The organism is Actinomadura sp. NTSP31 (genome assembly GCF_041951385.1).
Taxonomy (GTDB): domain Bacteria; phylum Actinomycetota; class Actinomycetes; order Streptosporangiales; family Streptosporangiaceae; genus Spirillospora; species Spirillospora napierensis.
This window is the reverse complement of the sequence record NZ_JBGNUT010000037.1, coordinates 61,918-83,563: the sequence shown is the minus strand read 5'-3', so window position 1 is coordinate 83,563 and position 21,646 is coordinate 61,918. Positions and strand designations below refer to the sequence as shown.

Annotated in this window: 18 protein-coding genes; 6 read left to right on the top strand and 12 right to left on the bottom strand. The window is 74.5% G+C overall.

Going from position 1 to position 21,646, the window contains the following annotated elements:
* Positions 1 to 32: 32 nt before the first annotated feature.
* Positions 33 to 1,115 (top strand): DUF695 domain-containing protein, encoded by a 1,083-nt coding sequence (locus ACA514_RS41710; protein WP_375046951.1) that lies wholly within the window; start codon positions 33 to 35, stop codon positions 1,113 to 1,115.
* Between the two features lie 4 nt (positions 1,116 to 1,119).
* Here ACA514_RS41710 and ACA514_RS41705 read toward each other — a convergent pair whose 3' ends face one another.
* The 3 genes from ACA514_RS41705 to ACA514_RS41695 form a co-directional block, all read right to left on the bottom strand.
* Positions 1,120 to 2,022 carry a DUF1206 domain-containing protein gene (locus ACA514_RS41705; protein ID WP_375046949.1) on the bottom strand — a complete coding sequence of 301 codons (903 nt, stop codon included), beginning with the start codon at positions 2,020 to 2,022 and terminating at the stop codon, positions 1,120 to 1,122.
* Between the two features lie 73 nt (positions 2,023 to 2,095).
* On the bottom strand, positions 2,096 to 2,956 hold the full coding sequence (locus ACA514_RS41700) for a DUF1206 domain-containing protein (RefSeq protein ID WP_375046947.1): 861 nt from the start codon (positions 2,954 to 2,956) through the stop codon (positions 2,096 to 2,098).
* A 68-nt stretch (positions 2,957 to 3,024) separates the two neighbouring features.
* Entirely contained in the window at positions 3,025 to 4,200 is a 1,176-nt protein-coding gene (locus ACA514_RS41695) for a cysteine desulfurase family protein (RefSeq protein WP_375046985.1), read from the bottom strand.
* Positions 4,201 to 4,352: 152 nt separating this feature from the next.
* On the opposite strand from ACA514_RS41695, the gene ACA514_RS41690 reads away from it, so the two are divergent.
* From ACA514_RS41690 to ACA514_RS41680, 3 genes are all read left to right on the top strand, one after another.
* Positions 4,353 to 4,871 (top strand): TetR/AcrR family transcriptional regulator, encoded by a 519-nt coding sequence (locus ACA514_RS41690; RefSeq protein WP_375046945.1) that lies wholly within the window; start codon positions 4,353 to 4,355, stop codon positions 4,869 to 4,871.
* A 174-nt stretch (positions 4,872 to 5,045) separates the two neighbouring features.
* Positions 5,046 to 6,320, top strand: coding sequence for an MFS transporter (locus ACA514_RS41685; RefSeq protein WP_375046943.1), 1,275 nt, complete (start codon positions 5,046 to 5,048; stop codon positions 6,318 to 6,320).
* A 131-nt stretch (positions 6,321 to 6,451) separates the two neighbouring features.
* Positions 6,452 to 8,305, top strand: coding sequence for a serine/threonine-protein kinase (locus tag ACA514_RS41680; RefSeq protein WP_375046941.1), 1,854 nt, complete (start codon positions 6,452 to 6,454; stop codon positions 8,303 to 8,305).
* Positions 8,306 to 8,360: 55 nt separating this feature from the next.
* On the opposite strand, the gene ACA514_RS41675 is transcribed toward ACA514_RS41680, so the two are convergent.
* The 8 genes from ACA514_RS41675 to ACA514_RS41640 form a co-directional block, all read right to left on the bottom strand.
* A complete protein-coding gene (locus tag ACA514_RS41675) occupies positions 8,361 to 9,311 on the bottom strand; it encodes an electron transfer flavoprotein subunit alpha/FixB family protein (protein ID WP_375046939.1) in 951 nt (316 codons plus the stop codon).
* Between the two features lie 23 nt (positions 9,312 to 9,334).
* On the bottom strand, positions 9,335 to 10,114 hold the full coding sequence (locus ACA514_RS41670) for an electron transfer flavoprotein subunit beta/FixA family protein (RefSeq protein WP_375046937.1): 780 nt from the start codon (positions 10,112 to 10,114) through the stop codon (positions 9,335 to 9,337).
* 276 nt (positions 10,115 to 10,390) lie between these two features.
* Entirely contained in the window at positions 10,391 to 11,665 is a 1,275-nt protein-coding gene (locus ACA514_RS41665; protein ID WP_375046935.1) for a hypothetical protein, read from the bottom strand.
* A 50-nt stretch (positions 11,666 to 11,715) separates the two neighbouring features.
* Positions 11,716 to 14,052: a protein kinase gene (locus ACA514_RS41660; protein ID WP_375046933.1), complete on the bottom strand. Its 2,337-nt coding sequence runs from the start codon at positions 14,050 to 14,052 to the stop codon at positions 11,716 to 11,718.
* A gap of 211 nt (positions 14,053 to 14,263) precedes the next feature.
* Positions 14,264 to 16,183, bottom strand: a complete 1,920-nt coding sequence (locus ACA514_RS41655; protein WP_375046930.1) for a serine/threonine-protein kinase — start codon at positions 16,181 to 16,183, stop codon at positions 14,264 to 14,266.
* Between the two features lie 53 nt (positions 16,184 to 16,236).
* Positions 16,237 to 17,061, bottom strand: coding sequence for a serine/threonine-protein kinase (locus ACA514_RS41650; RefSeq protein WP_375046929.1), 825 nt, complete (start codon positions 17,059 to 17,061; stop codon positions 16,237 to 16,239).
* Between the two features lie 56 nt (positions 17,062 to 17,117).
* On the bottom strand, positions 17,118 to 18,068 hold the full coding sequence (locus ACA514_RS41645) for an acyl-ACP desaturase (RefSeq protein WP_375046927.1): 951 nt from the start codon (positions 18,066 to 18,068) through the stop codon (positions 17,118 to 17,120).
* A 204-nt stretch (positions 18,069 to 18,272) separates the two neighbouring features.
* Positions 18,273 to 19,040: an SDR family NAD(P)-dependent oxidoreductase gene (locus ACA514_RS41640; RefSeq protein WP_375046925.1), complete on the bottom strand. Its 768-nt coding sequence runs from the start codon at positions 19,038 to 19,040 to the stop codon at positions 18,273 to 18,275.
* Between the two features lie 171 nt (positions 19,041 to 19,211).
* Here ACA514_RS41640 and ACA514_RS41635 point away from each other — a divergent pair, with 171 nt between their 5' ends.
* Together ACA514_RS41635 and ACA514_RS41630 are read left to right on the top strand one after the other, a co-directional pair.
* Positions 19,212 to 19,838 carry an RNA polymerase sigma factor gene (locus ACA514_RS41635; protein WP_375046923.1) on the top strand — a complete coding sequence of 209 codons (627 nt, stop codon included), beginning with the start codon at positions 19,212 to 19,214 and terminating at the stop codon, positions 19,836 to 19,838.
* Positions 19,838 to 20,866: a CU044_5270 family protein gene (locus ACA514_RS41630; RefSeq protein ID WP_375046921.1), complete on the top strand. Its 1,029-nt coding sequence runs from the start codon at positions 19,838 to 19,840 to the stop codon at positions 20,864 to 20,866. Before ACA514_RS41635 ends, ACA514_RS41630 begins: the two co-directional genes overlap by 1 nt.
* A gap of 58 nt (positions 20,867 to 20,924) precedes the next feature.
* On the opposite strand, the gene ACA514_RS41625 is transcribed toward ACA514_RS41630, so the two are convergent.
* Positions 20,925 to 21,593, bottom strand: coding sequence for an NADPH-dependent F420 reductase (locus ACA514_RS41625; RefSeq protein WP_375046919.1), 669 nt, complete (start codon positions 21,591 to 21,593; stop codon positions 20,925 to 20,927).
* Between the last annotated feature and the right edge of the window lie 53 nt (positions 21,594 to 21,646).

Genomic DNA, 21,646 nt, shown 5'->3' with positions numbered 1-21,646 from the left:
CGTTGTCAATTCCGCGTACGATGAGGCGGGTTATGGGAATCTTCCGCCGCCCTCGCGAGTCCTCCGCCGCGACACCGCCCGCGATCAGCGAGTTCTGGGAATGGTGGGCGCAGGCCCGCCCGACGATCGAGGCGTCGCTGGCCGCCTCCGGAGCCGAGCCGGAGGAGTCCGCCGGGCCGGTGCCCGGGGAGGGCCTGTCGGCGGAGGCGATCGAGGAGCTGTCCCGGCGCGTCCACAAGATCCACGCGGACCTGCAGTGGGAGATCGGCGGCGCCGACCGGGCGCCGTCGCTGACGGTCACCGGCGCCGGCGACCCCGAGCTGCGCGGGCTGGCCGAGCGCTGGTTCCGGGCCAGGCCGTCCGGCGCCGCGGCCGGCGGGTGGACGTTCCACCCGGCCCGCCAGGCGGACCTGGAGATGCTCTCGCAGGACCTCGTGCTCGGCGACCACGAGTTCGACCTGGAGTACGTCCGGCTCGGCATGCGCGCCGACACCGACCGGGCCCGGGTGCACATCACCGCCTACCACCCCGACTTCCTGTTCGTGTCGGAGGAGCAGCGGTTGGCGGTGGCCCTGCACGTCCTGGACTGGGCGCTCGGCGAGGACGACGTGGCCCGCTGGATCGGCGACGTCGCGATCGCGACCGAGACGCCGATCGACTCGCTGCCGCCCTCGATGCTGTCCGCGGTCGTGGAGCAGGTCGCCGAGCCGTTCGGCGAGCCCGCCTGGCTGACCGGCGAGGGCCGCACCCCGCGCGGCCACCCCGCCCGGCTGGGCGCCCGGTTCCCGCTGCACCGGCAGGACTACCCGCTGTGCGACCTGCACGTGGCGATCACGGTCCCCTACGCCAACAGCAACCCCGACCGGCTGCCCGTGGAGCCGTCGGCGGGGGCGCTGCGCGCGTTCGAGAAGAAGCTCGCCAAGCTCGGCGACCGCGCGGTCCTCGCCGTCCGGGAGACCGGCGACGGCCTGCGGGTCTTCCACCTGTACGCCGACCCGGACTCCGGCGTGATCGGCGAGCTCGACCAGCTCGCCGCCGGCTGGGGCGAGGGCAAGGCCAAGGTCGCCTCCACCGCCGACCCCGGCTGGAAGGCGCTCGCGCCCTACCAGCCGTGAGGACCTACCGGCCCTGAGGCAGCAGCCGCCGCACGCCGCCGCGGCCCGTCCGGCCGCGCAAGCCGCTCCGGACGGCCTCCACCTTGCGCCAGCGCGCTTCACAGAAGGAGTAGGCGCCGAAGACCAGCAGCCCGGCGGCGACGACGACCAGCAGCCACGGGCCGGCCGGGGTCCCGGCGAACTCGCGCAGCGTGCCGTCCAGCCCCTTGGCCTTGCCGGGGTCGAAGGTGGCCGCCGCGTACACGAGGAAGACCCCGACGCCGCCGAAGACGATGCCGCGGGAGGCGCGTCCGACGATCCCGAGCGGCTGCACGACGGCGCGGGTGCGCCGCCCCATCTGGCCGGTGTTCAGCCGTTCGAGGAACTTGCGGCGGACGGCGTTGACGACGTTGCCGATCCCCCAGGCCACGAAGCCGAGACCGATCGCCAGGATGAGCCAGCGCCCTCCGGAGTGCTCCATCGCCCGCGCCGTGTAGGTCTTGGACTGCTCGTTGCTGGAACTGCCGCCCTCGCCCAGCACGAAGTTCAGCATGGTGATGAAACCGCCGGTGTAGAACACGCCGCGGCCGAACGACGCGAGCCGCTTGCCGGCCTTGCGGCCGTCGGCGAAGGGCTGCCCGAAGGCCGCCTCCGAGAAGCGCCAGAGGGCCAGCCCGGCGAAGCCCACCGCCATGACCCACAGCATCGCCGTACCGCCGGGCTTGTCCGCTACGGTCTGGAGCGCGCCCTTCTTGTCGGCCTCCTGGCCGCCTTCGCCCATCCCGATCTGCACGGCCAGCCAGCCGATCAGCAGGTACAGCACGCCCCGCGCCACGAGGCCGGCCCGGCAGAACAGGTGGAAGGCCGAGTTCCCCGCCACCCGACGGCCCGCGCGGCGCATGCCGCCCTCGGCCACATTGGAGGTCATTTCCGCCCCTTCTCGTCGTGGACGGCAGAGCTGTGCCCCGCAGCGACCGGGTCAAACTCCGGCAAAGTGCAGCTCAAGCGCCGCCGTCGCGGCCCTCGACCGGCTCGACGTCCTTGATCTTGCGCCACCGGATCTCGCAGAAGGAGTAGAGCCCGAAGGTCGCCAGCCCCACGGCGATCGCGACCAGCCCCCAGCCGCCGGCGGGGGTCGCGGCGAACTCGCGCAGCACACCGTCCAGCCCCTCCGCCCGGTCCGGCGCGAAGGAGATCGCCGCATAGACCAGGAAGGCGCCGACGGCCCCGCCGATCAGTCCGCGCGCGACATTGCCGATCACGCCGAGCGGCTGGACGATCCAGTGCGCCGCCGTCCCCATCTCCCCGGTCTTCAGCTCGTCCCTGAAGGCGCGCCGGGCCGCGTTGACGAGGGTGACACCGCCCCAGACGAGGAAGCCGGCACCGGCTGCGAGGACCACCCACCGTCCTCCGGGTTCGGCCATCGCGCGCGCGGACAGGGCCCTGGACTGCTGGTCGCTGGAGGCGCCGCTCTGCCCGAACAGGAAGCCGATCGTCCCCGCGCATCCCGCGACGTAGGTGAGCGCGCGGAACAGGGCGGGGAAACGCATCCGCTTGCGCCGCCCCTTCGGCAGAGGCCGGCCGTACAGGGCCTCGGCGAACTGCCACAGGGCCAGTCCGGCGAAACCCACTCCGAGCAGGAGGAGGACGATCCACCCGCCCGGGGTGGCCGCGACGGTCCGCAGCGCGCCCTTCCGGTCGGCTTCCTCCTCGCCGTGCCCCAGTGCGATCAGCAACGCCAGCCAGCCGATCAGCAGGTAGAGCAGGCCGCGCGCACCCAGCCCGGCGCGGGAGAGGTGGCGGAACCAGGGATGTCCGGCCGCGCGCCGCCCGATGTCGCGCGCCGCGTCGCTCGCTGCCATTGCCGCCTTCCCTAACCGGCTGGCCTGTCCCCGCTCAAGAAATGGCCAAACCCCGGGCGGCTCCAGGGCTAGGAGAGGCCGGCGCGGCGGGCGCGTTCGACGACGGGGCCGATCGCGTCGGCGAGCGCCTTGACGTCGGCCTCGGTGGAGGTGTGGCCGAGGGTGAAGCGCAGCGATCCGCGGGCGCGTTCGGGGCCGGCGTCCATCGCCGTCAGGACGTGGCTCGGCTGGGACACGCCGGCCGAGCACGCCGACCCGGTGGAGCAGGCGATGCCGCGGGCGTCGAGGAGCATGAGCAGGGCGTCGCCCTCGCAGCCGGGGAAGGAGAAGTGGGCGTTGCCGGGGAGCCGGTCGCCCGGGTCGCCGTTGAGGATCGCGTCGGGGACGGCGGCGCGGACGGCCTCGATGAGCCGGTCGCGCAGGTCGGCGAGGCGGCCGGCCTCGGCGTCGCGGCGGGCGACGGACGCCTGGACGGCGGCGGCGAACCCGGCGATCGCGGGGGTGTCGAGCGTCCCGGACCGGACGTCGCGCTCCTGGCCGCCGCCGTGCAGCAGCGGCACCGGGTCGAGGAACAGCGGCTCCTTCGGCTTGGCGAGCAGGAGCGCGCCGACGCCGACGGGGCCGCCGAGCTTGTGGCCGGTGATGGTGAGGGCCTGCGCGCCGCTCGCCGCGAACCGGACGGGCAGGTGGCCGGCGGCCTGGACGGCGTCGGTGTGCAGCGGGACGCCGTGCTCGCGGGCGACGGCGGCCAGCTCGGGCACCGGCTGGACGGTGCCGACCTCGTTGTTGGCCCACATCACGGTGGCGAGCGCCACGTCGTCGCCGGTGCCGAGGGCAGCGCGGAGCGCGTCGGGGCGGACGCGGCCGAGGCCGTCCACCGGGATCCATTCGACGGCGGCGCCCTCGTGGTCGCCGAGCCAGGTGACGGCGTCGAGGACGGCGTGGTGCTCGACGGCGCCGGCGAGCACCCGGACGCGGGCCGGGTCGGCGGCGCGGCGGGCCCAGTAGAGGCCCTTGACGGCGAGGTTGTCGGCCTCGGTGCCGCCGGAGGTGAACACGACCTCGCTCGGCCGGGCGTCGAACGCCTCGGCGATGATCTCGCGGGACTCCTCGACGACCCGGCGGGCCCGCCGGCCGGCCGCGTGCAGCGAGGAGGGGTTGCCGAGCTCGTGCAGCTCCGCGGTCATCGCCTCGATGGCCTCGGGCAGCATCGGGGTCGTCGCCGCATGGTCGAGGTAGGTCACCACGCGCTCAACAGTATCCGCGCGGCCCCTGTTCCTCGCCGCCGCCCGGCCGGATGCCGGGCGGGGACGGGTGCGGCCGCCGGGACCTGGGAATAGCCGCGGGGGGACCGCGGTTGGCCTGTATACCGTCCGGCCGGTACAGTGGAGGCGCCATGAAACGAGAAGCCCTCCTGGACGCCGCGGAGTCCGTGCTGTTCGAGCACGGCACGCAGGCGCTGACGCTCGCCGCGGTCGCCGACCGCGCCGGCGTCAGCAAGGGCGGGCTGCTCTACCACTTCCCCACCAAGGAAGCACTGGTCAAGGCGATGGTGGCGCGGGTCATCGAGGAGTTCGACGGCCTGATCGCCGCCTTCGACGACGGCACGCCGGGCTCCTACACCCGGGCCTACGTCGAGGCCACGTTCCAGATCCTCGGCGGAGAGGCCCGCGCGTACCGGCGATGGTCGGCCATCACGGCCGCCGCGGCGGATCCGGAGCAGGCCGAGCCGCTGAACGAGGCGATGCGGCGCTGGCACGGCCGCGATCCCGCCGACGACCCGGACCCGGGCGCCGCGCAGGTCGTCCGGCTGGCGGCCGAGGGCCTGTGGGAAGTGGTGAGCCACGCGCCCGAGCTGTACGACGGGGAGCAGCTCGAGGCACTGAAACGGCGGCTGCTGGCGCTCCTGCCGTAGCACGCCGACGACACCGGGCGCCTCCTTTGGCGCCCACCCGGCACCGTCCGAGACGCTCCCGGCCCCTTTCGGGTCTGGAGCGTTCCATGACGCCCGGATCCCTGTCACAGAAGCACCACGCGCACCTGCGCGCGCACGCACCGCATGCGCGACGAGCCGAGAAAGAGGTGAACCATGCTGTTCCGCGCCCGTTCGGGGACGTTCCTGACCTTCGCTCTGGCGGGCCTGCTCACCGGAGTGTGGGTGGCCCGGATGCCGGCGCTGGCCGGAAAGTTCGGGACGAGCGAGGGCGAGATCGGCATCGTCGTCCTCGTCTGGGGGCTCGGCGCGATCGTCGCCATGCAGGTGCTGCGCGGCGTCATGGCCCGGGCCGGCAGCCGCGGCGTGCTGCGCGTCGCGCTGCCGCTGACCGCGCTGTCCTACGTCGCCGTGGCGCTCGCCCCCACCTACGGGACGCTGCTCGGCGCCGTCGCGCTGTTCGGCATGACCTTCGGGATCACCGACATCGCGATGAACGCCCAGGGCAGCGTGGTGGAGCAGGCGTACCGCCGGTCGATCATGAGCGGGATGCACGCCGGCTGGTGCGTCGGCGCGATGAGCGGCGGCCTGTACGGCGTCGCGACCGCGGCGGCCGGGCTCGGGTTCACCGCCACCGTGCTGATCGCCGCGCTGGCCGCGGTGCCGCTCGGGCTGGCGCTCGGCCGCACCTACCTGCCCGACACCTACCCGATCGACATCGGCGCCGTCCCCGCGGCGCCCGCCGCGTCCGGGACCGGACGGGCCGCCCGCCGGCTGCCGCCCGCCGTCTACCTGATCGGCGTGCTGGCGTTCATCGCGTTCATGACCGAGGGGTCGATCGCGGACTGGAGCGGGCTGCTGCTGCACGACGAGCTGCACGCCACGCAGGCGCTGGCGGCGCTCGGCTACCCGATGTTCGAGCTGGCGATGCTGTTCGGCCGGCTGGTCGGCGACCGGGTCCGGATGCGGCTCGGCACCCGCCGGCTGCTGACCGGCGCCGGGATCGGCACCGCGCTCGGCATGACGGCCGTGGTGCTGGCGCCGTCCGCGCCCGTCGCGATCGCCGGGTTCTTCGTGACCGGGCTGGTGGTCTGCACGGTCGTCCCGACGACGATCTCGCTGGCGGGCACCGCCGCGCCGGGCCGCCCGGCCGCCGCGGTCGCGCAGGTCGGCGCGATGGGCTACGGCGGGCTGCTGCTCGGCCCGGTCGTGGTCGGCTTCCTGTCGGACGCGACGTCGCTGCGCGTCGGCGTCGGCGTGGTGGTCGTGCTGGCGCTGCTGATCGCGGCCGGGGCCCGGTTCGTCCCGCTCCGGACGTCCTCCGACATCTCGGCGCACTCCCCCGAGGCGCCGGTCGCCGCCGCGGAGATGCCGGGCGGCCCGTCCCGCGACGACCCGAACGGCACGCGTCCCGAGCCCATCGCGGCCTGACCCGGACCCGCCGCCGCTCCGCCGACGCCCCCTTCGGGGCGGCGGCGGGGCGTGGTCCCGCCGCCGCACCCCTGACGTGCGGCGGCCCATCCGGTGTATAACGCCCTTTGGATCGACGAACGGGGCGGTGCATGGGCGGCTGGCAAGTGCCGGGCTACAGCGAGTTGCGGGTGCTCGGGGAGGGCGCGCAGGGCCGTGTCGTGCTGGCCAGGCACGACGGCACCGGCCGCCCCGCAGCGATCAAGTACCTCGCCGGGCCGCTCGCCGGCGACGCGGAGTTCCGCGAGCGGTTCCGCGGCGAGGCCGACCTGCTGCGGCGGCTGCACAACCCGTTCGTCGCGCGCCTGTACGGGCTGGTCGAGACGCCCGACGGCGCCGCGATCGTCATGGAGGCGGTGGACGGGGCGCCGCTGAAGGCCGTCCTGGCCGAACGCGGCCCGCTGGAACCCGAGGCCGCGCTGACCGTGCTGAAGGGCTCGCTGCTGGGCCTGGCCGCCGCGCACGACCTGGGCATCGTCCACCGCGACTACAAGCCCGCCAACGTGATGGTGCGCGCCGACGGCCTCAGCAAGCTCATCGACTTCGGGATCGCGGCCGAGGCCGGGGAGGCCGGCCGGTCGGGCACGCCGGTCTACATGGCGCCCGAGCAGTGGCGCGGCGAACCCGCCTCCCCCGCCACCGACGTGTACGCCGCGACGTGCGTGTTCTACGAGTGCGTGACCGGACGGCGTCCCTACACCGCCGAGGACCAGGCCGGGCTGATGGGCCGGCACCTGACCGCGCCCATCCCGGTCCAGGACGTCCCCGAGCCGCTGCGCCCGCTGCTGGAACGCGGCCTGGCGAAGAGCGCCTGGGACCGTCCGCTGGGCGCCGCCGCCTTCGTGTCCGAACTGGAGTCCGCCGCGTCCGGCGCCTATGGCGCCGACTGGGAGACCTTGGGCGTCCGCACCCTGGCCGGCGCCGCGGCGGCGCTGTCCATGCTGTTCCCGCTCACGGCGCTCGGCCTCGGTTCGAGCGGCATCGGAGCCGGCGCGGCGGCAGGCGGTGCAGGCGCGGGCGGTGCGGGCGCCGCGGGCAGTGCGGGCGCGGCGGGCAGTGCGGGCGGGGCCGGTGCGGGCGCCGGAGCCTCCGGGACGGCCGGGACGGCCACGGCGGGCAAGGGCGTCATCGGCGCGCTCGGCGCGAAGGGCGCCGCGGCCGCCGTGGGCGGCGCGGCCGTCATCGCGGCGGGCGCCGGCGCCGCCGTGTACGTCGCCGAGGCGAAGGACAAGCCGGAGCCGAAGCCGCTGGTCGCCTCGCTCACCGCGCTGAACGAGCCGCGGCGCGACCTCGGCCAGGGCGTGACCTTCCAGGCGCGGGGCCAGGTCGTCACGGTCGCGGACGGGCGGCCCGCGCTCGTCCGGAAGATCGACCGGGCGCTGCGGGCGCCGCTCGAGGAGCGCTGGGCCAAGACCCTCAAGGGCCTCACCGGGGGATCCGGCCGGGGCGCCTACACCGACGTCGTGAAGCCGGCGATCCTGATGCGCAACGACCGGCTGCTGTCGGTCTGGTACACCGTCAACCTGCAGGGAGAGCGCGGAACCGGCTGGGACCACTCGCCCGCCGTGACCGTCGACCTGCGGACCGGCGCGGCCTACCGCCCGTTCGACCTGTTCCGCGTCCCGACCGAGCGGGGCCTCGCGCCGCTGGACGAGAAGATCAAGGCGCACCTGCCCCACGGCACCTACTGCTACAGCGACGTCGATCCCGGGACCGGGGGCATCAGGCCGCACGGCACCGACAACCCGTCCGCGTTCGTCAAGTCCGGGGACGTCAGCATGGCGCTGACGCCGGCCGGGCTCCGGGTGGCCTTCTACGGCTCCGTTCTGGGCTACGAATCCGCGTGCGGCGAGGAGGACACGACGGTCCCCTACGCGGAGGTCGCGGACATGCTCAAGCCGGAGTTGCTGAAGGCCGTCCCGTACCCGTCGCCCGCCAGGTCCTGAAACGCCGGACGCCCCGCCCCCCGGAGCGTTCCGGGGGCGGGGCGCCGGCGAGAGGTCACTTGCGCTTGTTGACCTCTTCGGTGAGCTGCGGCGCGACCTGGAACAGGTCGCCCACGATGCCGTAGTCGACGAGCTCGAAGATCGGCGCCTCGGGGTCCTTGTTGATGGCGACGATGGTCTTCGAGGTCTGCATGCCGGCCCGGTGCTGGATGGCGCCGGAGATGCCGACCGCGACGTACAGCTGCGGCGACACGGTCTTGCCGGTCTGGCCGACCTGGAACGAGTGCGGGTACCAGCCGGCGTCGGTCGCGGCGCGGGAGGCGCCGACGGCCGCGCCGAGCGAGTCGGCCAGGTCCTCGATGATCTTGAAGTTCTCGGCGCCGCCGACGCCGCGGCCGCCGGAGACCACGATCGCGGCCTCGGTCAGGTCCGGGCGCTCGCCCTTCTCCTGGACGACCTTCTCCACGACCTTGGTGGCCTTGTCGGCGTCCGACAGCGTCACCGAGACCGCTTCCTCGGCCGGGGTGGCCGGGGACGCCTCGGGCGCGACGGAGTTCGGCCGCACGGCGATGATCGGCGTGCCGGTCTTCACCTTGGCGTGGGCGATGATGCCGCCGCCGAAGATGGAGTGCTCGGCGACGAAGCCGTCGGCGACGTCCACCACGTCGGTGAGGACGCCGGAGCCGGTCTTGACGGCCAGCCGGCCGGCCACCTCCTTGCCCTCGGCCGTCGCGGAGACCAGCACCGCGGCCGGGGACTTGTCGGCGACGAGCTGGGCCAGCAGCGCCGCCTTCGGCGCGACGACGTAGGAGGTGAGCTCCTCGTCGGCCGCGACGTAGAGCTTGCCTGCGCCGTACTCGCCGAGCCTGTCCTTGGCGCCGTCGGCGCCCGGGCCGATCCATACCGCGGCGGCCTCGCCCAGCTTGTTGGCCAGCGTCAGCAGCTCGAGGGTGACCTTCTTGACCTCACCGTCGACGTGGTCGACGAGGACGAGAATCTCAGCCATGGTTCCTTAATCCCCTTCCTCGGTCAGACGAACTTCTTCGACGCGAGGAACTCGGCGATCTTCGCGCCGCCGTCGCCCTCGTCGGTGACGATCTGACCCTGCGCGCGCGGCGGCGCCTCGGCGAAGTCGACCACCTCGGTGGCGGCGTTCGCCAGGCCGACCTGCGCGGCGTCGATGCCGGCGTCGGCGATGCCGAGCGTCTCGACCGGCTTCTTCTTGGCCGCCATGATCCCCTTGAACGAGGGGTAGCGAGGCTCGTTGATCTTCTCGACCACGCTGACCACGGCGGGCAGGGTCGCCTCGACGCGGTCGAAGCCGTAGTCGGTGACCCGCTGCGCCTTGATGGACGACCCGTCGATCTCCACCTTGTTGGCCAGCGAGACCTGCGGCACGCCGAGCCGCTCGGCGAGCATCGCGGCGAGCACGCCGGTGCGCGCGTCGGTGGACTCCGAGCCGAGGATCACCAGGTCGAAGCCGGTGCGGCCGAGCGCCTGCTGGATCGCGTAGGAGGTCTGCAGCGCGTCGGAGCCGGCGAGGGCGTCGTCGAGGAGGTGGACGGCCTTGTCGGCGCCCATCGCCAGCGACTTGCGGATGGAGTCGGTGGCCTTGTCGGGGCCCATGGTCAGAACGGTCACCTCGCCGCCCTGGGCCTCCTTGATGCGCAGCGCCTCTTCGATGGCGTACTCATCGAGCTCGTTGATGACACCGTCCGCGGCAGCGCGGTCGAGCGTGCTGTCATCGGACTTCAGCTTGCGCGGGCTCTCCGTATCGGGAACCTGCTTCACCAGGACGACGATGTTCATGGCCGGTGGCCGACCTCCCTGCACTCAGTTGGCCGCTGGGGTAAGCGGACAGAGGGGCGCCGCCCATGACGGGTCGACGCGGGCATGCGCTTTCGTGGTCACAGCCTGCCAAACACCCGAACGTGCTTCGGAGCCGGGTCCCCGGTTCGGCCGTGCACGACAAATGTTACTCATCGGTAGCCTACTGGCAAATCCCAGTTCGTGAGACCTTACCCACGTGCCCGCCCGGTTCACGGCGCCCGTCCCGCCCAGCGGGCGGCGTGACGCAGCTCATACTCACCCGCGGTCCATGGCGTTCTGCAACCGGTCGATCGAGCGCTCCAGCGAGCTCTGCCACCCGTACATCGGCGCGAAGCTCGGCGTCAGCGACATCGCCCCGACCACCGCGAGCAGCGCCAGCACCCCCAGCGCCACCCCCGCGACCGCGATGTGCCGCGGACTGCCGGCGACCGCCATGAACATCCGCTCCAGCTGCCGGCGCGGCGCGCTGACGCCCGGCGCCGTCCACAGCACCGCCGCGCCCGCCCCGGCGCCGAACGCGCAGGCGCCCAGCGAGTCGATCTCCCCGCCGATGACGGACGCCGCGGCGAGCCCGAGCGGCACCGCCACCGTGAGCGCCGCCGCATACGGGACGGTCAGGGCGGTCCGGCCGAGCGCCCACGCCCAGCCCGCCACCGTGTCGGACATGGCCGTCCGCAGCAGCGTCACCGCCACCAGCGTCAGCAGCAGCCCGACGATCGGCATCATCACCGCGACGCCGACCCCGATGACCACCACCATCGCCGCGAGCAGCCGCGCCCACCCCTGCGCCACCGCAAGTTCCTGCGCCTTCACCGGTTCCCGGACGGGCGCGGACGCCACCGCCGGCACGCCTTCCTCCGCCACCGGCGGCGCCGGCGCCGGGACGGCCCGCGCCGGCCGCACTTCCAGCCGGGACGCCGCCTCCGCCAGCCGCTCCGCGTCCGGCCGCGCCGCCGGATCGGGGTCCGCGGCCGCCGCCACCAGCGGACGCAGATCGGCGGGCAGCGCGTCAGCGGGCACCTCGAACCGCCCGGTCGCCGCGAACGTCACCGTCGCCGCCCACGCGTGCACGTCACCGGGCCCGTGCGCCCCTGCCGCCAGCCCGAAATCCACCACGACGGGAGCGCCGTCCACCACCAGCACCGTCTCGGGCCCCAGCTCCCCGTGGGCGAGCCCCGCCCGGTGCACGGCGGCCAGCGCCTTCGCCAGCCCGACCGCCACCCGCCGCAGCGCGTCGCCGGACATGGGCCCCTGCTCCGCGACGACCGTCCCCAGCGGACGCCCCGGCACGAACCGCGACACCACATACGGCCGGCGCACGCCGGACTCGCCGTCCAGGACGTCCGCCGCGTAGGGGCTGAGCACCGCGCGCATCCGCTCGATGTCGGGCGCGGCGCCCGGCGGCAGCAGCCTGATCGCCACATCGCGGCCGTCCGGGCCGGTGGCCCGGTGCACGCCGGTCCCGTCGCCCGGCCGGGACAGCAGCCGGTACGGACCGATGTGCTCCTGGTGGCTCGTCTCGCCGCTCATATGGCCCGCCACCCTACCGACCGCCCCTACCGCCCCGCAGCGCTCCGGCCTCAGAGGTAGCCGGTGCGGCGGAGTTCGGTTTCCAGGGCGGCGAGGAAGGCGTCGACCTCGTCCTTGTCGTAGGTCTCGCGGAGGCGGCGCAGGGTGAAGGCGCGGGCGCGGACGTCGTCGGCGCCGATCACCTCGGCGAGGGCGCGGCGGTCACCGACCAGCCACGCGCGGACGCGGCCCACGAAGCCGTCGACCTCGGCGGGGTCGTAGCCCTCCTTGAAGCGGGCGCGGGTGAAGCGGGCGGTGCCGAGCAGGGCGACGACGCGGCGGACGTCCGCGAGCTGCCCCGGCATCACCGGTCGGCCCTGCAGGAGGCCCTGCGCGTGCCGCGCGTACAGGCTCGCCGCCCGGTAGATCTCGGCGAGGCGGGGGCCGTTGGCGGGGACGCCGGTGCCGGTCTGCGCGTCGCGGGCGGCGCGGGTGGCGGCGGCGAGCGACTTGCGGGCGTAGCCGGCGGTGTGCTCCGACCACGTCCCGCCGATGGCGTGGCTGCGCTCGGCGGCGACGAGCTCCCGCTTGGCATCGGCGAGCGACACCTCGATCACCGACACCGTCAGCGCGAGGCCGGCCTGCGCGAACGCGGCGCGGCCCGCCACGACCCGGTCGGCGGGCGGCTCGGGCTTCGGCGGCGGGGGCGGCTCCGGTCTCGGCTCGGGCTTGAGCTTCAGCCGGGGCGCGATCGAGCCGGGGTTGGCGAACCGCGCGGCCAGCTCCGAGGCGTCCGGCCGCACGTCGGGGTCGCGGTCGAGCGCGTCCTCCAGCACCTCGCGCAGGTCGGGGTCGATCCCGGCGAGGTCCGGCCATCCGGTCAGGACGCGGCGGACGAACGCGGCCGGGCTCGTCGCCTCGTAGGTGCGGCGCCCGGTCGCGGCGTAGGCGATCGTCGCGGCCCAGCCGAACACGTCGGTCGGCGGGGCGGCGGGCTTGCCCTCCAGCACCTCGGGCGAGACGTAGCCGGGCGTGCCGACGGGCCCCTGGGTCAGCCGCGCCGCCCCGGTGAGGTAGGCGATGCCGAAGTCGATCAGGATCGGCTCGCCGGACACCAGCATCACGTTGCCCGGGTTGACGTCGCGGTGGACGCTCTCCGCCTCGTGGACGGCGGCGAGCGCGTTGGCCAGGCCGCCGGCCAGCCGGAGCAGCCCGTCGCGGGGCAGCGGGCCGCGCCCCTTCACGGTCTCCAGCAGCGAGGTGCCCTCGACGTAGCGGGTGACGATGTAGGGCGGGTCGCCATCCACGTCGTGGTCGACGAGCTCGACGACGTTGCGGCTGCGGATCCGGCGCATCGCCTCGACCTCGCGGCGCAGCCGGTCCTTGGCCTGGAACTCGGCGGGCAGGAACGGGTGCAGCGTCTTGATCGCGACCATCCGGCCGTCGTCGGCGCGGGCGAGGAAGACGTCGCCCATGCCGCCGCGCCCGAGCCGCTGCAGCGGGCGGTACGGGCCGATCGGCGCGAGCGGGCGGGGCCGCCCGCCGGGCATGGGGCCGCCGGTGGACACGGCGGGGCCGCTGCCGCTGGACACCCTCAGCCCGGCCGAGTCGGGGCGCAGCGCCCGCAGCCGCCGCACCAGCGCCTCGGCGGAGGGGCGGGCCGACGGGTCGGCGGCGAGCGCGTCGGCGAGCAGGGGGCGCAGCTCGTCCGGGACGCCGCTCAGGTCGTGGTCGCCGCGGATGATCCGCACACAGACCGCGGCGTCGTTGGGCGCGTCGTACAGGTCGACGCCGGTCGCCGCGAACGCGATCGTCGCCGCCCAGGCGAACACGTCGGCGGGCGGGCCGGCGTCCGCGCCCTCCAGCAGTTCGGGCGCGAGATACCGCCAGGTACCGGACCGCCCGCCGCCGGTGTGGGTCAGCCGGGTGTCGTCGACGCCCTGCGAGATGCCGAAGTCGATCACGACCGGCTCGCCGGCCTCCAGCAGCACGTTGCCCGGCTTGATGTCACGGTGCACCACGCCGGCGCGGTGCACGGCCTCGAGGGCCTCGGCGGTGCCGACCGCGATCCGCCACAGCGCCGCGCCGGTGATCGCGCCGGCGCCGCGGACCTCGTCCAGCAGGGGCCGGCCCTCCACGTACCGGGTGACGATGTAGGGGACGCGGGCGTCGACGTCGAACTCGACGACCTCGGCGACGCGGGGGCTGGTGACCCGGCCCATCGTCTCGACCTCGCGGCGCAGCCGGGCCCGCGAGTCGGCGGCGTCGACCAGGTGCGGGTGCAGGGTCTTGACCGCGAACGTGCCGCCGCGCGGGTCGCGGGCGCGGAACACCTGCCCCATGCCGCCGGAGCCGATCAGCTGCATGGGCCGGTACGGGCCGATCATCTCGGCCTGGTCCTCGTCCACCGGCCCGGCGGGTGCGGGCTCAGCGGATGCGGCGGGTGCGGATGCGGAGGGCGCGGCGGGCGGGAGGGCATCGGCCGGGAGGGCGTCCTGCGGGAGCGGCGGCGCGGGGACCGGGGCGGCCGCGAACGGCGGCGGGCCGTCGGGCGCCCCGGACGGCGCCGGCGGCTCGGGCGGTCCTGGCGGCTCGGGCGGCGGGGGGACCCAGGCTCCGTCAGACGAACGGGAACCCGGTGACGAGGTCGTGGACATCGCTGCGCAGGCTCTCCAGGTTCTGGCTCATACCGTCCAGCGGGGTGGTGTCGGGGGGCTGCTTCTGGGAGAGGCCGACCAGCACGGCCGCGAAGATCCCCAGAATGAGGGCGGCGGCGAGGGCGGCCTCGGTGCGCGGGAGCGTCGCGCCCCAGATCCGGGCCAGCTGCCGGCGCGGCGCGCCGCTGCCCGGCGCCAGGCAGAGCAGCCCGATCACCGCCATCGCCGAGTACGCGATCGCCCGGGACGCGGTCATGTCGGACTTGGTGAAGATCAGCACGCCGAGCAGGACGAACCCGGCGAACAGGCTGAGCGCCGACAGCAGCGCGGTGACCATGACCGCGCCCGGCAGGTGCAGCGGCGTCCGGAACGCCGCCGCGACGACGTCGCCGGAGCGCGGGCCGCGCCGGGTCCGCTTGCCCTCCATCCCCTGGGCGGCCTTGTCGGCGCTGCGCAGCACCAGCACGCCCGCGATCGTCACGCCGACCGCGAGCAGCGGCGCGATGTTGGCGAAGCCGAGCAGTGCCACCAGCACGATGAAGCCGAGCACCCGGTACCAGCCGTACGGCTTGCGGGCTTCCCTGTCCCTCTCGTGCCGGTCACGCTCGTCGCGCGGGGGCTCCGGACGGCGGCGCTGCGCGTCCTGCTGCGGGTCGTAGGGGCCGCCCTGCTGCGGCCCGCGCTGCAGCGCGTTCGGCGGCGGCTGGGCCGGCGGCTGGTTGTAGGGGCCGTAGGCGGCCGGCGGGTAGGTGCTCTGCGGCCCGTAGTTCTGCGTCCCGTACCGCGGCGCGGCGTCGTAGGGGCCGGGCGCGGGCGGCGGGACGGGCGGCGGCGCGGCGGGCGGCAACTGCCCGACGAAGTCCTTCGGCTGCGCCGGGACGGGCGCGGGCGCGGGAAGCGGGGCCGGCGCGGGCGCGGCGGTCTGCCCGCTCGCGCGTCCGCCGGTGCGCCCGGTCGTCTCGCTCGGCGGCATGGCGAACTGCCGGGCGTGGTCGGGCGCCGGCCGCTCGACCGGCTGCGCCGTCCCGTCCGGGCGGGTGTAGTGCTGGTCGACCCGCGTCTGGTCGGTGATCGTCGCCTCGAGGTGGATGCGCCGCCCGAGTTGCACGAGGTTGACCGCGGTGGGCCGCTCGGCCGGGTTGCGGGCCATCGCCGAACGCAGCAGCGGCAGCAGCGCGTCCGGTACGCCGTCCAGGTCGGGCGTGCCCTGCATGATCTTGTAGAAGATCGACTCGAAGGTGCCGGAGCCGAACGGCGGGCGGCCGGTCGCGGCGTAGGCGACCGTGCCGGCGAGCGCGTGCACGTCGGACGGCGGGCCCGCGTCCTCGCCCTCGATGATCTCCGGGGCGAGGTAGCCGGGGGTGCCGATGACCATGCCGGTGGCGGTCAGCCGGGTCGCGTCCGCGCCCTGCGCGATGCCGAAGTCGATGACGACCGGCTCGCCGTCCACGATCATCACGTTGCCGGGCTTGAGGTCGCGGTGCACGATCCCGGCGCCGTGGATCGCCGACAGCGCCGACGCCAGCCCGACGGTCAGCCGCTGCAGGCCCTGCCCGTAGATGGGGCCGTTCTCCTCGACGACCTCCTCCAGCGTGCGGCCGGGCACGTACTGGGTGACGATGTACGGCTGGTCGGCGGTGACGTCGGCGTCGAGGATCTCCGCGACGTGGGGGCTGTGCACGCGCCGCATCGAGTCGACCTCGCGGGCCAGCCGGCGGCGCGCCGTGGCGTCGCCCGCCACCGCGGGCCGCAGCACCTTGATGGCCACGTTGCGCCCCTCGGGGTCGGCGCCGAGGTAGACGACGCCCATGCCCCCTTCCCCGAGGGTCTGGAGCACGCTGTAGTGGCCGATACGGTCCCCGGACGTGACTGCTCCCTCCATCGTTTCCGAAACCCTACCTTCGCCGCCCCCGCCGGAAGGATCCAACGGTCATCTCAGGCCGCCGCAATCCGGCCGCGAACCGTGATAGGGTCGTCACTTTGCGCGAGCGCCCCCGCGATCCAGCGCGCGGACGGCCGCTCCGCCGGGTCCCGCGCCAGCGCCCGGCGCAGCACGGCGAGCAGCGGCTCCGGCACCCCGTCCAGGTCGGCCTGCCCGCGCAGGATCCGGAAGCACACCCCGTGCAGCGAGCCGCGCCCGAACGGCGGACGGCCCGTCGCCGCGAACGCCGCGGCGGCCGCCCACGAGAACACGTCCGACGCGGTGGTGGCGCGCTCCCCCTCGATCAGCTCCGGCGCCAGGTAGGCGGGCGTCCCCACGACCATCCCGCGCCGGGTGATCTGCTCCATCCCGGCCTGGTGGGAGATGCCGAAGTCGATCAGCGTGGGCCGGTCGCCCATCACGATCACGTTGCCGGGCGAGACGTCCCGGTGCAGCACGGCCGCGTCGTGCACGTCGGCGACGGCCAGCGCCAGCCGCCGCGCGAACCGGACGAGCCGGCCCGCCTCCAGCGGCCCGTACGCCCGGACCAGCTCGTTCAGCGGGCAGCCCGGGACGTACTGCATCACCACGTACGGCCGCTCGGCCGACACCCGCCCGTCCAGCAGCCGGGCGACGTACCGGCTGTTCACCCGCGCCTGGACGGCCAGTTCGCGGGCCAGCCGCGCCAGCGCCTCCGGCTCGCCCGCGATCTGCGGGCACAGCTCCTTGACCGCGACCTCGCGGCCCCCGGAGTCCAGGGCCAGGTGCACCACCGCGGTGCTCCCCCGGCCGATCTCGTCCAGCAACCGATACTCGCCCAGCCGCCGATGAGTCCCCATGAACACTGAGACGCCGGAAACGGCGCCCGCGTTCCTGGCGGTTCAGCCCTGGCGGTTCAGCCCTTGCGGGCCGCCTGGCGGGCGCGGCGCTCTTCGCGGCGGGTCTCGAACTTGGCGGCGGCGGAGTCGAGGCCCTCCAGGAACTCGGCGAGCTCGTCGCGGGCCTTGTCGCCGTCGCCGGTCAGGTCGGTGCGGTCGAAGACGCCCCACTTGCGCAGCACCGGGGTGAGCACGTCGTCGTGGTGCAGGCGCAGGTCGTAGATGCCGGCGTTGGCGATGACGACGGACTTGCGCAGGAACCCGTCGATGCTGTGGCCGGGCATCTGGAACGCCTTGACGACGTCGGTGACGGCCCGCATCGTCTCGTTCGGCGCGATGTCGAGCGCGGCGCCCATGAGGTTCCGGTAGAAGATCATGTGCAGGTTCTCGTCGGCCGCGACGCGCGCCATCATCTGCTCGCAGAGCGGGTCGCCGGACGCCCTGCCGGTGTTGCGGTGCGACACGCGGGTCGCCAGCTCCTGGAACGCCACGTAGGCGGTGCCGTGCAGGAACGACTCGCCGTGGTCGGCCTCGTAGCCGGCCTCCATGTGGCGCATCCGGGCGCGCTCCAGCGCGATCGGGTCGACGGCGCGGGTGACGGTGAGGTAGTCGCGGATGACGATGCCGTGCCGGTTCTCCTCGGCCGTCCACCGGTTCACCCAGGTGCCCCAGGCGCCCTCGCGGCCGAAGACGGTGGCGATCGCGCGGTGGTAGCCGGGGAGGTTGTCCTCGGTGAGCAGGTTGACGATGAGGGCCTCGCGCGCCTCCGGGGTCACCTTCGAGTGCTCGATCGACCACGGCTCGCCGTCCAGCGGCCCGTCGAAGTCGCGGCCCTCGCTCCACGGCACGTACTGGTGCGGGAACCACTCCTTGGCCATGGACATGTGCCGGTTGAGCTCCGTCTCGACCACCGGCTCGAGGTCGAGCAGGAGATCGGTCTGGAACTTCTCTTCGGGGGTCACGGACATGCGCTTCCTTCGCTGGACGTGTCGGAGTGCCGGACGGTGCCGCCGCGCCCGCGGCACGGAATGGGGCGCCCAGCAGGCCGTTCTAACCTACTCAAGCGTAGGTTCGATGGTCGCCAGTCCACCCGACCCGCGTCAAGTCACCCCCGTGACAATCAGGCCCGGGGGTGTTTTGTAGATCGGAGTGAAACCGGCCGTCCGCTTTCGTCACCGCGTGTCGGCCGCCTGGTGCCACATCCGGTTCACCGCGGCCCTGAGCAGCGGGCGCGGGACGAGCTTCAGCGCGGGCAGCGCCGCCTTGTACTGGACGCCGGGGACGCTGAGCGCGCGTCCGGCCGCCACCGCGTCCAGACCGGCCCTGGCCACGTCGTCGCGGCGCAGCCACAGCAGGTTGGTCGGGGCGTCGTCCTCGGTGCGGGTGAAGCCGGGGCACAGCGCGGTCACGTGGACGCCCTTCGAGGCGACCTCCGCGTGCAGGCTCTCGGAGAAGGACGCGACGTAGGCCTTGGTCGCGCCGTAGGTCGCGCTGCCGGGCGACGGGGTGAACCCGGCCATGGACGCGACGTTCAGCACTCCGCCGCGTCCGCGCAGGACCATCCCCGGCAGAGCGGCGTGGGTGAGCCGGACGAGCGCGGTGACGTTCAGCTCCAGCTGCCGGAGGTGGTCCTCCACGGGCAGTTCCGCGAACGCTCCAAAAGCGCCGTGCCCCGCGTTGTTGACCAGCAGCTCGACGGGTTCGGCGCGCAGCCGCCGCTCGATCTCGGCGCGCTGCCCGGGATCGGTGAGGTCGGCCGCGAGCACCTCGACCGCGACCCGGTACCGCTCGACCAGCTCGCGGGCGAGCCCGTCCAGCAGGTCGCCGCGGCGGGCCACGATCACCAGGTCGGTGCCGCGGGCGGCCAGGATGCGGGCGAAGCTCTCGCCGATCCCGCTGGAGGCGCCGGTCACGAGCGCGGTTCGGTACGCGTGTCGCATGGCGGCAGATGCTAGCGGCGATCTTGGCCGCGCCCGGCGGCACTCGCCGAAATAGCCTCACAATTGGTGCGAAGTGGACCGTGAAGAGGAGGCGGCACTGCGGGAGACAACGGGTGTCCCATCGCCAGTCCCCCAACAGGAGCCCACCATGGCCTCACGAAGAGGACCCGTATGACGGCCATCCGGTCCCGGCAGCGGGCCGGCGTCGCCCCGGACGCAGAGGCGGCCGGCGCGTACGCCAGCGACGCCGAGGTCATCCGCCGTTCGGTGCACGACCCGGAACGCTTCGCCGTGCTCTTCGACCGGTACGCCGCGCAGATCCACCGCTACGCCGCCCGGCGGCTCGGCACGCAGGCGGCGGACGACATCGTGGCCGAGACGTTCCTCACCGCGTTCCGCAAGCGCGGCACGTACGACCCGGGCCGCCCCCTCGCGCGGCCCTGGCTGTACGGGATCGCCACCACGCTCGTCGCGCGGCACCACCGCAGTGAGGAACGGCATTACCGGGCGCTGCAGCGGACCGGGATCGACCCGCTGCCCGAGCCGGAGGCGGAGGCCGTCGTGGCGCGCGTCACCGCGCAGCAGCAGGAGCGGCTGCTCGGCGGGGCGCTGGCGGAGCTGCCGGCCGGCGACCGCGACGTCCTGCTGCTCGTCGCGTGGGGCGACCTCGGCTACGAGGAGGTCGGCGAGGCGCTCGGCATCCCGCCGGGCACCGTCGGCTCCCGGCTGAACCGCGTCCGCCGCAAGCTGAAGGCCGCCCTCGGCGGCGCCGACCCGACCGCACCGGAGGCGGAGTGATGGACGAGATGACCCAGTTGCGCGAACTGCGGTCGGCGACGCCGCCGATCACGCCGGACGCGGCCGAGGCCGCGCGGAACCTGCTGCTCGCCGAGGCCGGCGCGACGGGCCGGCCGCTCGCCGCGGCCGCCGGCCCGGCCGTCCGGCCGCGGCCGTTCTGGGCCCGGCCGGCGTGGCGGGCCGGAGCGGTGGCCGCCGTCGCCGCGGCCGCCGCCGCGGTCACCGCGGTGGCCATGACCGGCGGATCCGGTGGCGGAACCGGGAACGGGCCGAAGAACTTCGCCCCGGTCGCCAACGTGAAGGAGCTCGGAACCCGCGCGGCGAAGGCCGCCGAGACGGGCACCGCCGTCGCCCCGGGCCAGTGGACGTACATCAAGACCATGGACGCCGGCAGCACTTACGGCTCCACGAGGATCACGGGCAAGCGGTCCACGAGCGAGCGGTGGGCGAAGTACAACGGCCGGGCGCACGACGTCCAGCGGGAGGGGCGGACGGTGCGCATGCCTCCCGACCCCGAATGGGCGAACCTCGGGCGATACTCCACCAATCCCAACGTCCTGATCGGCCAGCTCGAGAACAGGTCCCTGTTCAAGAACCCGCCGGACTTCGCCGCGCCGTGGCAGGGACCCGACACGGCCGCGTTCCTCCTCGTCCGCAGCCTCATGGACTACGGCGCGCCGTCGCCGAAGCTGCAGGCCGCCTTCTACCGGGTGCTGCCCCGCCTCAAGGGCGTCACGCTGGAGCGGAACGTGGCGGACGCCGCCGGCCGGCGCGGCATCGCGTTCGCGCTCGCGGTGAACGGCGGCGGCCAGCGCGAGGAGATCATCCTCAACCCGAAGACCTACGCCTACATGGGCCACCGGACGGTGTCGCTGACGCCCCAGGTGGAGTACCCGGACAGAGGCCAGGGCAAGCGGCTCGACAACTGGCGGCCGAAGCCGACGGGCACCGCCCCGGCGGGCACGGTCACCAGCCTGTCCGCGCAGCTCGTCAAGGCCCCGGTGGCGAAGGAGGGCGAGCGCCCCTGAGCCGGGGTGGCGGGGCGGCCCCCGCGCGGAGGCCCCCCCCCCCCCCCGCGCCACGCCGTCAGCCGGCGGGTTCGGACGTCCGCTGCGGCGCCCGGGCCATGACCACGGCGGCCGGGGGCAGCATCGCCAGCGGGTCCTCGCCGGCCGTCCACAGCCCGACCAGGAACGCCGTCGCGGCCTCCAGCAGCGCCGCCCGGTCCAGGCCGCCGCCGTCCATCGGCACGCAGCCGAGGTCGGTCACCAGGCGGCGCGCCACGGCCAGCGCGTCCGGGTCGTCGCCGCACAGCGGGACGCCGAGCGGGCGCCCGCCGAAAGCCGGCGGCGTCATCCGCCACACCGGGTCCGGGCAGGTGTTGAACGCCTTCACCACCCGCGCCCCGGTCAGGTCGGCGACGCGGCGCGCCGCCGAAGGGCCGCCGTCGGTCTTCAACCGCTCGAACGGCGGTTCCATCGGGTTCGTGCAGTCGATGAGGACGCGTCCCGCGAGGGGCCCCGCTTGGCGCAACGCGTCCTCGACACCTTCATGGGTGACGGCCAGCAGGACCGCGTCCCCGAACTCGGCCGCCGTCCGCAACGTCCCGCCTTCCGCGCCGTGGCCGATGCGTCCCGCCAGCGCGACCGCCTTCTCCGGCGTCCGCGCCCCGATCCGGACGTCGTGTCCCTTGCGCGCCCATTGCGTGGCGAGCGCGTCCGCCATGTTGCCCGCACCCAGCACACCGATCCGCATGACGACCTCCCGTGTCGATTACCGTCGGACGGGACGCTAAGCGGTTCGTTCCG

Coding starts and splice junctions, on each gene's coding strand:
- ACA514_RS41710 (WP_375046951.1), top strand. CDS start 33: ATGGGAATCTTCCGCCGCCCTCGCGAGTCCTCCGCCGCGACACCGCCC.
- ACA514_RS41705 (WP_375046949.1), bottom strand. CDS start 2,022: ATGACCTCCAATGTGGCCGAGGGCGGCATGCGCCGCGCGGGCCGTCGG.
- ACA514_RS41700 (WP_375046947.1), bottom strand. CDS start 2,956: ATGGCAGCGAGCGACGCGGCGCGCGACATCGGGCGGCGCGCGGCCGGA.
- ACA514_RS41690 (WP_375046945.1), top strand. CDS start 4,353: ATGAAACGAGAAGCCCTCCTGGACGCCGCGGAGTCCGTGCTGTTCGAG.
- ACA514_RS41685 (WP_375046943.1), top strand. CDS start 5,046: ATGCTGTTCCGCGCCCGTTCGGGGACGTTCCTGACCTTCGCTCTGGCG.
- ACA514_RS41680 (WP_375046941.1), top strand. CDS start 6,452: ATGGGCGGCTGGCAAGTGCCGGGCTACAGCGAGTTGCGGGTGCTCGGG.
- ACA514_RS41675 (WP_375046939.1), bottom strand. CDS start 9,311: ATGGCTGAGATTCTCGTCCTCGTCGACCACGTCGACGGTGAGGTCAAG.
- ACA514_RS41670 (WP_375046937.1), bottom strand. CDS start 10,114: ATGAACATCGTCGTCCTGGTGAAGCAGGTTCCCGATACGGAGAGCCCG.
- ACA514_RS41665 (WP_375046935.1), bottom strand. CDS start 11,665: ATGAGCGGCGAGACGAGCCACCAGGAGCACATCGGTCCGTACCGGCTG.
- ACA514_RS41655 (WP_375046930.1), bottom strand. CDS start 16,183: ATGGAGGGAGCAGTCACGTCCGGGGACCGTATCGGCCACTACAGCGTG.
- ACA514_RS41650 (WP_375046929.1), bottom strand. CDS start 17,061: ATGGGGACTCATCGGCGGCTGGGCGAGTATCGGTTGCTGGACGAGATC.
- ACA514_RS41645 (WP_375046927.1), bottom strand. CDS start 18,068: ATGTCCGTGACCCCCGAAGAGAAGTTCCAGACCGATCTCCTGCTCGAC.
- ACA514_RS41640 (WP_375046925.1), bottom strand. CDS start 19,040: ATGCGACACGCGTACCGAACCGCGCTCGTGACCGGCGCCTCCAGCGGG.
- ACA514_RS41635 (WP_375046923.1), top strand. CDS start 19,212: ATGACGGCCATCCGGTCCCGGCAGCGGGCCGGCGTCGCCCCGGACGCA.
- ACA514_RS41630 (WP_375046921.1), top strand. CDS start 19,838: ATGGACGAGATGACCCAGTTGCGCGAACTGCGGTCGGCGACGCCGCCG.
- ACA514_RS41625 (WP_375046919.1), bottom strand. CDS start 21,593: ATGCGGATCGGTGTGCTGGGTGCGGGCAACATGGCGGACGCGCTCGCC.